At 58.3% G+C, this 9,731-nt stretch carries 12 protein-coding genes; 3 read left to right on the top strand and 9 right to left on the bottom strand.

Annotated elements, in window-relative coordinates; all coding sequences use genetic code 11:
- Nucleotides 1-758: ATP-binding cassette domain-containing protein (locus F8J34_RS01565; protein WP_297055809.1), on the top strand; the 758-nt coding region annotated here is incomplete at its 5' end.
- On the opposite strand, the gene F8J34_RS01560 is transcribed toward F8J34_RS01565, so the two are convergent.
- The 7 genes from F8J34_RS01560 to F8J34_RS01530 form a co-directional block, all read right to left on the bottom strand.
- A complete protein-coding gene (locus F8J34_RS01560) occupies nt 744-1,487 on the bottom strand; it encodes an RsmE family RNA methyltransferase (RefSeq protein WP_297055807.1) in 744 nt (247 codons plus the stop codon). The two genes, F8J34_RS01565 and F8J34_RS01560, sit on opposite strands and share 15 nt — an antisense overlap.
- Nucleotides 1,484-2,224 (bottom strand): DUF364 domain-containing protein, encoded by a 741-nt coding sequence (locus F8J34_RS01555; protein ID WP_297055804.1) that lies wholly within the window; start codon nt 2,222-2,224, stop codon nt 1,484-1,486. Before F8J34_RS01555 ends, F8J34_RS01560 begins: the two co-directional genes overlap by 4 nt.
- On the bottom strand, nt 2,221-3,300 hold the full coding sequence (locus F8J34_RS01550) for an Mrp/NBP35 family ATP-binding protein (protein ID WP_297055800.1): 1,080 nt from the start codon (nt 3,298-3,300) through the stop codon (nt 2,221-2,223). The genes F8J34_RS01555 and F8J34_RS01550 overlap by 4 nt, the downstream gene beginning before the upstream one ends.
- 3 nt (nt 3,301-3,303) lie before the next feature.
- Nucleotides 3,304-4,116 carry a 4-hydroxy-tetrahydrodipicolinate reductase gene (gene dapB / locus F8J34_RS01545; RefSeq protein ID WP_297055798.1) on the bottom strand — a complete coding sequence of 271 codons (813 nt, stop codon included), beginning with the start codon at nt 4,114-4,116 and terminating at the stop codon, nt 3,304-3,306.
- A 128-nt stretch (nt 4,117-4,244) separates the two neighbouring features.
- Nucleotides 4,245-5,165, bottom strand: a complete 921-nt coding sequence (dapA, locus tag F8J34_RS01540; RefSeq protein ID WP_297055795.1) for a 4-hydroxy-tetrahydrodipicolinate synthase — start codon at nt 5,163-5,165, stop codon at nt 4,245-4,247.
- 19 nt (nt 5,166-5,184) lie between these two features.
- Nucleotides 5,185-5,976 (bottom strand): hypothetical protein, encoded by a 792-nt coding sequence (locus tag F8J34_RS01535; protein WP_297055792.1) that lies wholly within the window; start codon nt 5,974-5,976, stop codon nt 5,185-5,187.
- Nucleotides 5,973-6,839 carry a KaiC domain-containing protein gene (locus F8J34_RS01530; protein ID WP_297055789.1) on the bottom strand — a complete coding sequence of 289 codons (867 nt, stop codon included), beginning with the start codon at nt 6,837-6,839 and terminating at the stop codon, nt 5,973-5,975. The genes F8J34_RS01535 and F8J34_RS01530 overlap by 4 nt, the downstream gene beginning before the upstream one ends.
- A 72-nt stretch (nt 6,840-6,911) precedes the next feature.
- On the opposite strand from F8J34_RS01530, the gene F8J34_RS01525 reads away from it, so the two are divergent.
- Entirely contained in the window at nt 6,912-7,271 is a 360-nt protein-coding gene (locus F8J34_RS01525) for a PilZ domain-containing protein (protein WP_297055785.1), read from the top strand.
- Nucleotides 7,268-8,038, top strand: a complete 771-nt coding sequence (locus F8J34_RS01520; RefSeq protein ID WP_297055782.1) for an A24 family peptidase — start codon at nt 7,268-7,270, stop codon at nt 8,036-8,038. Before F8J34_RS01525 ends, F8J34_RS01520 begins: the two co-directional genes overlap by 4 nt.
- On the opposite strand, the gene F8J34_RS01515 is transcribed toward F8J34_RS01520, so the two are convergent.
- Both F8J34_RS01515 and F8J34_RS01510 read right to left on the bottom strand, forming a co-directional pair.
- Nucleotides 7,991-8,938 (bottom strand): diguanylate cyclase, encoded by a 948-nt coding sequence (locus tag F8J34_RS01515; protein ID WP_297055779.1) that lies wholly within the window; start codon nt 8,936-8,938, stop codon nt 7,991-7,993. The genes F8J34_RS01520 and F8J34_RS01515 overlap by 48 nt on opposite strands.
- The coding region (locus F8J34_RS01510; RefSeq protein ID WP_297055777.1) for an HDOD domain-containing protein at nt 8,931-9,731 on the bottom strand (801 nt) is incomplete at its 5' end. The genes F8J34_RS01515 and F8J34_RS01510, both read right to left, overlap by 8 nt.

The raw sequence follows: 9,731 nt of genomic DNA, 5'->3' as shown, positions 1-9,731 counted from the left end.
GAGGCGGGCCCCGTTCCGCCCCTCCCCCCCGCAGGGAGATCCGTTACGAAGGGGTCTTCTTCCGTTACCCCGGTTCGGAAAAATGGGCCCTCCAGGGCCTGAATCTTACCCTTCCCGTGGGGCAGGTTACCGCCCTGGTGGGCCCCAGCGGGGCCGGAAAGTCCACCCTGATCTCCCTCCTTCCCCGTTTCTACGATCCCACCGAGGGGCGCATCCTCTGGGATGGGATTGATCTGCGGGAATTCGATCTGGATTCTCTTCGCAGGCACATCGGACTGGTTTCTCAGGAGATAGTGATCTTTAACGCCACGGTGGCGGAGAATATCGCTTTCGCCCGTCCCGAGGCCAGTCGCAAAGAAATAGAGGAAGCCGCCCGCTTGGCCAATGCCCATGAATTTATTCAACAACTTCCCCAGGGTTACGATACCCTGCTCGGAGAGGGAGGAATTACCCTTTCCGGAGGACAGAAACAGCGTCTGGCCATTGCCCGGGCCATCCTGCGTAATCCGGCTCTTCTCATCCTGGATGAAGCCACCAGTCAACTGGACCCGGTTTCGGAACATCTGGTTCAGCAAGCCCTTTCGCGGCTTATGCGCGGACGTACCACGCTGGTTATCGCCCATCGTCTTTCCACCGTCACCCGGGCGGACAAGATCGTGGTCCTGGAGGAAGGACGGATAGTAGCCGAGGGACGCCACGAGGAACTTCTGGATACCTGCGAACTTTACCGGGAGCTATACCGTCTATTCCAGCCCTGAGGGGGATGCTGCGGCATCGAGCAGGGTATGGTAGCGCCACACGCTCATCATAAAAAGACAGGCCGTTTCGGCCCGCAGGATGTAAGGCCCCAGGGTCAGAGGCCGGAAGCCTTTTTCCTTAAGGAGCTTTTCCTCTTCCGGGGCGAATCCTCCCTCCGGCCCTGCGACCAGGGCCAGATCCCGGGAGAGCCGGGTGAAGGCCCGGCTTAAGGGTTCCCCACCCCTTTCATAGGCAAAGAAGCGCTCCGGGGCCTGAACGTGTTCCAGAGCCTCGGCCAGAGGAACCGGGGGATGGACCTCCGGCAACCACAGTCTTCCGCATTGTTTCAGGGCCTGGACGGCCCGTTCGTGAAGCCTGGGGCCGAGCCTTTCCCCGGGCTTGCGCGCTCCGTAGCGTCCGTAAAAGACCCGGATGGTGGTTACCCCCAGTTCCACCGCTTTTTCCACCAGGAATTCGGTGCGTCCTCCCTTTAAAAGGGGAAGAAGCATCTCCAGACGATACGCCGGAGGGGGTTCCCTTCGCCCGGGTCCCAGGAGATGCACCCTTACCTCATCCCTTTGGATCCGGATGACCCGGGCCGGATAGGCCTCCCCCCGACCGTTCACGACTTCTATCTCCGTTCCCTCTTTGAGGCGCAACACCTCTCGCAGATGGTGGGCCTCGGAGGGGGAAAGGGCCAGTAATTTCCCCGGAGCGGCTTCGGCGGCAAAAAAACGCCGCGGCCTCATACTCGAAGATTGATCTTCTCTACGTAGGGTTTGAGCCCGGGAAAGCCCTTGGCCTCGGCTACGGCCTGCAGGACTCCCTCGGGATCCCGCACCCGGATACCGGAAAGGAGGCTTACGGGGGTGTCCTCGAACACCTCCGGAGCCATGGGGGTGCTCGGGCCCAGAAGCACCACCTCGCGGGCCCGCTGCACCTGGGCCAGGATATCCTCCAGGGTTCGATTGAGAATGGTCACCGAGGTAATTAAAATAAGCGTGGCCCGGGGCAGAAAGACCGGCATCTCGGTTTCGGGAAGAAGTCCGGGCCCCAGGTGATCTCCCCGTTCAAAGACCCAGAGATGTCCCACCCGTCCGGAAAGGCGCTTTACCAGAGGTTCGAAAAATCCTATCATGGCTACCTCATCCTCCGGCCCGGGCCGGATTAACTCCAGGGGATCACCCTTGAGGAAGGGAAGATCGCGGGAATTGAAAAGGGCATTGGCCACCGCCAGGGCTACGGAACCCTCCAAGGACTGCGGAGAGATCAATCCTTTGAGAATCAGGTCCGCGGGGCGTTGCCGGAAGGAAATCTCCGGGGGGAGATAGGCACAGCAGCCGGGTTCGAAAAGGGTATAGGCCACCCCGACCCGGCGGTCTGAGAGTTCAACCGCGGTGTAGCCCAGGCCGATGATGGCCCGCTCTACCAGTTTTCCCCGGGCCAGAGGAAGGGCCGCATGAAGCAGGCGTTCCTCGAGCTTCATTCCTTACGGGCCGAGGCCGGGCCTTTGGACCCCGGAAAGACCCGGTCTATGATTTTATCCGCCAGTTCCCGGAATTTCTGGGAGGCCTCCAGATTTTCGTGTAACACTACCGGTTCGCGTAACCTGTTTACCTCGGGTTCAAGCGGAATTCGTGCCAGAAGCGGGACCCCCAGTTCCCGGGCCAGTCCTTCACCACCGCCCTTGCCGAAGACCGGGATCTCCCCTCCCTCGGTCCGGAGATAGGACATGTTTTCCACCACCCCCAGAATGGCTACCCCCAGATCCTCGAACATCTTGGCACAGCGTCTTACATCCGCCACGGAAAGTTCCTGGGGAGTGGTAACCAGGATAACTCCCCGGGGCTGATAGGTGTGGCATACCGAAAGAGGGGCATCGCCGGTTCCGGGTGGAAGGTCCACCAGGAGAAAATCGAGCGGCCCCCATTCCACCACCTCGGCCATCTCCTGGAGGGCCTTGCCTACCAGAGGTCCCCGCCAGATAAAGGGCTGCCCCGGAGGGGCCAGAAAGGCAAAACTCATAACCTTGACCCCGTGGAGAGCCAGGGGCTGGATCTTGCCGCCGATGACCGAAGGACGATCCTCCTCGGAAAATCCCATGAGAAGGGGAATATTGGGCCCATAGAGATCCGCATCCAGGATGCCGGTCTGAAACCCCCGGAGTCGCAGGGCTACAGCCAGATTTACCGTAACCGTGCTCTTGCCCACACCTCCCTTACCGCTTCCCACCGCCAGGACAAAACGCACATCGCGGATACCGAGATGTTCCTTTTTGGGTGGTCCCCCGAAGACCCGGGCCCGCTCCTCGGGGGTCATGGTGGAAAGCTCCACCTCTACCTCCGAGACCCCGGGGACCGAAGCCACCGCCTGGCGCACGTCCTCGGCAATACGCCGTTTGAGCGGACAACCCGCGGTGGTGAGGGCCACCACCACCCGGACCTTCCCCTCCGGAGAGACCTCCACCTCCCGAATCATTCCCAGAGAGACCAGGTCCCTGTTCAGTTCCGGATCCTTGACCTTCTTCAGGACTTCTAAGATATCTTCCCGGGTGATCTCCATGGCTTAGACCTCTTTCAGCCCCAGAACATCGTGCATATCATACACTCCGGGTTCCTTCCCCACCACCCATAGAGCGGCCCGCACGGCTCCCCGGGCAAAGGTGTCCCGGCTGGCGGCCCGATGGGTAAGTTCCAGCCTTTCCCCGGGCCCGGCAAAGAGTACGGTATGCTCTCCCACGATCTCTCCGGCCCGGATGGTCTGGATCCCGATCTCCTTGCGGGGACGCTCTCCGATGATGCCCTCCCGGCAAAAGCGAAAGGACGACTCATCCCAGCCCAGGGTTCGCGCAATAACCTGGGCCAGGGCCAGGGCCGTCCCGCTGGGAGCGTCCTTTTTCATGCGATGGTGGGCCTCTACGATCTCGATATCAAAATCCTGCCCCAGGATACGGGTGGCCAGTTCCACCAGCTTATAAAGAAGATTGATCCCCAGACTCATATTGTAGGCCTGAACCAGGGGGAAGTGTTTTCGCGCCAGTTCGTGGATCTCGGTCAGTTCTTCCCGGGAAAAACCCGTGGTGCCGATGACCATGGCCTTACCGTAGCGGGCATTGATGCGGGCATGGGCGAGCGAGGCGGTATGAAAGGTAAAATCGATGATTACATCCCCCTTTTCGATAACCTTTTCCAGGGAATCCTCTACTACCACCCCGGTTTTTTCCGGTAGCCCCAGGATTTCAGCCACATCCTTTCCCAGAACCGCGCTCTGGGGATGCTCAAAGGCCGCTACCAGTTGAATTCCCTCGGTCTTAAGGATATGGCGAATAATGGTGCTTCCCATTCTCCCTGCCGCACCGGCCACAATGGCCTTAATCATCTTTATCCCTCCTCCTTTTTCAAATTTACTCCGCGCCAGATCTCAAGATAACTTCAACCTCTTACCTTATCTTGAAACGAACTCCCCCGCTTGTATCCTGAGGAGACGTCCGGCCTCACCGGAATCTCCTAAAGGAGCTTATAGTCCGCAAGGACGTTTCTTAGTTTTTCCACGTTGGCCTCGCTCATGGGAGCCAGCGGCAACCGCACCGCAGGGCTTCCGATCTTACCCATTAGGGCCAGGGCCGTTTTGGCCGGAACCGGATTGGTCTCCAGGAACATGGCCTTAAAGAGGGGATAGAGCTTGAGGTGTTGTTTGCGGGCCTTTTCCCACTGCCCCTTAAGGCAGGCCTCCATGAAACGGGACATCTCCCGGGGCACCACGTTGGCCGCCACCGAGATGACCCCATGCCCTCCTAGGGCCATGAGGCTATAGGCGGTAAAGTCGTCCCCGGAAAGGACCCGGAACCTGTTGCTGCAAAGCCGAAAGATCTCCGTGGCCTGTTTCATGCAACCGGTGGCTTCTTTGATCCCGATAATGTTTTTGATCTTGGACAGCCGGGCTACGGTCTCCGGGGCCAGACTGACCCCGGTCCTTCCGGGTACATTGTAGAGGATGATGGGGATATCCACGCTTTTGGCCACGGCCTCATAGTGTCGAAAAAGCCCTTCCTGGGTGGGCTTGTTGTAATAAGGAGTGACCATGAGCACAGCGTCTCCGCCCATTTCCTTGGCCATGCGGGTGAGTTCTATGGACGCTGCGGTGTTATTGGTGCCGGTGCCCAGGATGACCGGAACCTTACCTTTGGCTTCCTCAAGGGCGATCTCAAAGAGCCGGGCCTTTTCCTCCTTGCTCAGAGTGGCGGATTCCCCGGTGGTCCCTACCACTACCAGTCCGTGGGTCTTTTCCTTAAGATGCCAGCGTACCAATTCCCTAAAACCTTCCTCGTCCAGAGAACCCTCCTCGGTAAAGGGGGTAACGATAGCCACAATGGACCCTTTAATGTCCTCCGCGGAAAAGTTTTTGCATCTTCTTTTTCCGCACGGCATGTTTTGTCCTCCTTCCAGGTTATTTTCGTAATATGCTTCGCGGGGGAATTACCCCCGGACCAGCGGTTACGTTGGGAAGGACGAGGCTGCCCGGTCCTATCAGGGTTCCGGGGTTGGTTACGCTGTTACATCCGGTCTGCACCCCGTCTCCGAGGATGGCCCCCAGTTTGCGTAAACCGGTGTCCAGGAGTTCTCCCTGGTAACGAATACGAACCGTACCCCGGGCCAGACGAAGGTTGGCCAGTTTGGTCCCGGCTCCGAGGTTTACCTGGCGCCCCAGGATGCTATCTCCCACATAAGCGAAATGTCCGGCCTTGGCCCCGTCCAGGAACACGGCGCGTTTGACCTCGGTGGTATGCCCGATCACACAACCCTCACCGGTGAGGACCTCTCCGCGAAGGTAAGCCCCGTGACGCACCTCGGTGTTCGGGCCTATAAGGGTGGGCCCGGCGATCAGGGCCCCGGGTTCCACTATCGATCCGGGCAGGAATTCTATTTCCCGGTCCATGAGTACGGCTCCGGGAAAGAGTATCGCCCCGGGAAGGATTTCTCCCCTCCGTCGAATCCGCCATTTTCCCTTTTCGCGAATGATTTCCACTTCCGAAAAGGGAAGGGCTTCTCCCCGGCATATTATCCAGCCCTGGGGGAGAGGTTCCCCCACCGGCACCGAAGAGGGCAAGGGGGTTATATGTTCCCGTAAATACTCGGACAGGTGAGGGAGTATTTCCCAGACCCGGGTACAGCCCTCGAAAAGCACCCGATGTCGGGTTATCTCCGCCAGGGTAAAGAAATCCTCCGGAGCCAGGCTCATTTTCGCAGCACTTCCGCCAGGGGTTTTCCCACTTTTACCAGACCCAGTTCGGTAATTTCAAGCACCCGCACGGAGGTATCGTGGCCGCAGAGGCGGCATCCGTCTATACGGAAGAGACGCAGAATGGAACCCGGAGGCAATCCGTAGGCTGAGGCGGACCGGGCCGAGAGCAGGAGTTCCTTGGAGAGGACCATGGTGCAGTCCACGATATGTCCTACCGCGTAACCTCCGGCCGCCTCGGCGGAGAGTTCCTCGTGAGCGCTGCGTTTCTGGGAAACAAATACCGCCGTTTGATGCCATTTTTTGCAGAAGGTATAAAGGCCGCGCACAATGCTCCGGGCCATCATCTCGCGGGCTTCAAAGAGTCCGGTAACGGAATCTATTACCGTGCGGGAAACCTGATAGGTGCGATAAACATGAGCCAGGGTATCCATGAGGGTGGGAAGATCCTCCCGGAGCCGGTGATAACTGGCGGCATCAAGAAGGATAATGTTGTCCTCCAGGCGGGAGAATTCATGCCCCATGGCCCGGGCCCGTTCGCTCAACCCCTGGACCACAAAGGGCGCCGGGGTCTCCACGGTGACCAGACATACCCGTTCCCCCAGCGCGGCCTGCTCGATGGTGAATTGCTCGGCCATAAGACTCTTTCCCGTATCCGGCATGCCGGTAAGGTTGACCACCGCTCCCAGCGGAATCCCTCCCAGGGGTTTCTTTACCGGCCGTCCCTTCTCCCATTCCACCCGAAAGAAAAGCTCGTCCAGCCCCGGGACCCCGGTGGGAACCCCCTTCAGGGGGGGAGCCTTGGCCGCAGCCTCGGAGGGGCGAAAAATAGCTTCCTCTAAAACTACCCTTTCTCGATTCATAGTTGACTTGATCTCCACCTTTTAGCTATGCTGAAAATGTAGCATAAAATAAATCGTATCCCAAGGAGCATTATGCGCGAAAGAAGACGTTATCCCAGAGTGGATTTTGAATGTGTAAGGGTTTATCTCCCCCATCACAAAGAACCTCTTCCGGTCAAGGATTTGTCCTTACAGGGCTGTTTTATCAAGATGAAGGATCCTCCGCCTCCCGGAACGATCCTCAATTTCGAGCTGGAGCTACCCGGCGTGGGGCGTATCCCGGTGCGGGGTATGGTCATGCATCAGGGTGGTCTGGAGCGCAGCGGAGCCGGCATCCTGTTTCTGGAAATCGAAGGGGAATTTCACCATGTATATGCCCGGTTCCTGAAGGCCCTCCAGCTCATGAAGGAGGCGCGCGAGCTCTACGATAAGATTATCCTCTCCGAGGAATGACCCCTTTCCTCCTGCTGGCCTTTCTTATCGGTCTGTGTGTAGGAAGTTTTCTTAATGTAGTGATCTATCGTCTTCCCCGGGGACTCTCTATCGTGGCTCCCCGGTCCTTCTGTCCCGGCTGCGGGCGACCTCTGCGATGGTTCGAAAATATCCCCCTCCTTTCCTTTTTCTGGCTGCGGGGGCGCTGTCGCACCTGTCGTAAGCCTATCTCCTGGCGTTATCCCCTGGTGGAAGGTTTGTGCGGGATTCTGGCGGTATATTTTCTGAAAAGTTACGGGATAAGCATCCAGGCCGCAATTCCCTATCTTCTGGCCCTGCTCCTGATAGCGGCAAGTTTTATCGATCTTGAACACGGGATCATTCCCGATCAAATCACCCTGGGAGGGCTTCTGGCCGGGCTGGGACTATCCCCCTTTAGTCCCTTTCTCTCTCCCCGCGAGGCCCTGGTGGGGGCCTTCTGCGGAGCCGGGGCCTTCTATCTCCTGGGGGCCTATTATTTCTGGATCCGGGGGCGAGAGGGCCTGGGAGAGGGAGATTATAAACTCCTGGCCCTGATCGGGGGATTCCTGGGGCCGCTTAACCTCATCCCCATTGTGTTTCTGGCTTCCGTCTGGGGGCTCTGCATTGCCCTGCTTCTGGCCCTGGTGAGGAAGGAGAGACTTTCCGGAGGGAAATCCCTGCCCTTTGGCCCTTTTTTGAGCCTGGGGGCCTTTACCCTGTTAATCTATCCCAAAATTGCGACGTTCCTCTTTCCGCCGATCTATTAAATAGGTGCTGCCCGGGATCTTTTTTACATAATGTTTGAGCTGGGCCGCCACCGCGGCCACCTCTCCGTAGTGATGGAATCTTTCCTTCCAGATGGGCACCAGGGCCACGGAGACCGAAGGCCAGGCCATCCGGCAGAGGACCCCCTGGCGATCCGTGGTGATGAGACAACCTCTTTCCCGATCCTCCGGATCCACGAAATTGAGGATGAGTTCGTCGAATTTACGGATCAGCTCCTGGGAAATCTTTTCCGCCACCTCCAGAGGGACGATAAAGACGAAATCGTCTCCTCCGATGTGCCCCACGAAACCCTTGGGCCCGGCATAAAGGTCCACCAGATGCACCAGGATCCGGGCCAGCATACGGATGACCTCATCCCCCCGGGAAAATCCGTAGGCGTCGTTGAAGGGTTTAAAGTTGTCCAGATCCACGTACCCCACCGCCCATTCCTCGTCGCTTTTGATGATCTCCTCGATCTTGCGCAGGATGGAGGTATTGCCCGGCAGCCCGGTGAGAGGGTTATTATCCGCCAGGCGTTCCGCCCGTACAAAAGCCAGCTCCACCCGCGAGAGGACCTCCTCCCGAGAGGCCCCTTCACAGATAAAATCATCCACGAAATACTCCTTCCAGTCCATCTCCGGGAGTTTTTCCGGACGGATCACCAGCAGGATGGGCAGGGAAGCCAGACTCAAATCATATTTTAGGGCAAAGATAAGATCCCGGGCCAGTTCGGGCTGGAGGCTCTCGCTCACCACCAGGAGATCCGGAAGATTGAAAAGGATTCTCTCCCCGGCCTCTTCAATGGTGGAGAAGATTTCCACCTGGTACGCATGGTTCTTCAGGGCCTCGGCCCAGAGGGTATAAGGCGGTTCCTCCGGACTCAGTAGGAGTACCTTACGCACTCAGGGCCTCCCGCATTTCCTGGATAAAGAAACGTAGCTCATAAAAACGGCCTTCCAGCTCCGGCCACAGCTTTTCCAGACGCGAACGATCCAGGGGCACCCTCTCGAGCACCGGATCCTCGGGTTCGGGTACCCAGGGGTCCCCTCCACAGCCGAACCCCCGTGCCCTTACCAGTAAATCGGCCATCTGAACTACAGCGGTTTCCACCGGGAACTTTTGGGCCTTGGATACTTCATGGTGCCAGGATACCGGATCGATGAGCCGTTCGGGAAGATTCCAGCGATTAAGGAGATACCCCCCGATTTCGGCATGATCCATGTGCAGGACTTCCCTTTCGGCCTCGCGCCAGCTTATTTTCTGGTCCTGAACGATTTTCTGGATCCGGGTGTAGTCCTCAAAAAGGGAAGCCCGCTCCACTACTTTTCCCAGATCATGAAGGAGACCGGCTGTGGCCACCTCCTCGGGATTTTCCAGGCGGAGCTCCCGGGCCAGCACCCCCGAGACCATGGCCACCCCCAAAGAGTGTTCCCATAGGCCGATATCCCGGCTCTGCATCATCTCAAAGATAGAAGCGGTGAGTACCAGGGTGCGGATGACATTTAACCCCAGCAACACAATAGCATTGGACACGGTGGATATCCGACGAGGAAAACCGTAAAAGGCCGAATTTACCAGCCGCAGGACCTTGCTGGTGAGAACCTGATCCCTTTCGATCACCGCGGCGATCTGAGGGGCGGATACCGTTTCGTCGCCGATCATCTGGGTAAGTTTGGCCACGATGGGGGGAAGGGT

The sequence above is a fragment of the Thermosulfurimonas sp. genome, assembly GCF_015491435.1.
Classification (GTDB): Bacteria; Desulfobacterota; Thermodesulfobacteria; order Thermodesulfobacteriales; family Thermodesulfobacteriaceae; genus Thermosulfurimonas_A.
This window is presented reverse-complemented; position numbering and strand designations above follow the sequence as displayed.

Excerpts from the sequence above, each read along its gene's own strand:
- F8J34_RS01555 (WP_297055804.1), bottom strand. The coding sequence starts at position 2,224 with ATGAAGCTCGAGGAACGCCTGCTTCATGCGGCCCTTCCTCTGGCCCGG.
- F8J34_RS01550 (WP_297055800.1), bottom strand. The coding sequence starts at position 3,300 with ATGGAGATCACCCGGGAAGATATCTTAGAAGTCCTGAAGAAGGTCAAG.
- F8J34_RS01560 (WP_297055807.1), bottom strand. The coding sequence starts at position 1,487 with ATGAGGCCGCGGCGTTTTTTTGCCGCCGAAGCCGCTCCGGGGAAATTA.
- F8J34_RS01530 (WP_297055789.1), bottom strand. The coding sequence starts at position 6,839 with ATGAATCGAGAAAGGGTAGTTTTAGAGGAAGCTATTTTTCGCCCCTCC.
- dapB (WP_297055798.1), bottom strand. The coding sequence starts at position 4,116 with ATGATTAAGGCCATTGTGGCCGGTGCGGCAGGGAGAATGGGAAGCACC.
- dapA (WP_297055795.1), bottom strand. The coding sequence starts at position 5,165 with ATGCCGTGCGGAAAAAGAAGATGCAAAAACTTTTCCGCGGAGGACATT.
- F8J34_RS01535 (WP_297055792.1), bottom strand. The coding sequence starts at position 5,976 with ATGAGCCTGGCTCCGGAGGATTTCTTTACCCTGGCGGAGATAACCCGA.
- F8J34_RS01520 (WP_297055782.1), top strand. The coding sequence starts at position 7,268 with ATGACCCCTTTCCTCCTGCTGGCCTTTCTTATCGGTCTGTGTGTAGGA.
- F8J34_RS01525 (WP_297055785.1), top strand. The coding sequence starts at position 6,912 with ATGCGCGAAAGAAGACGTTATCCCAGAGTGGATTTTGAATGTGTAAGG.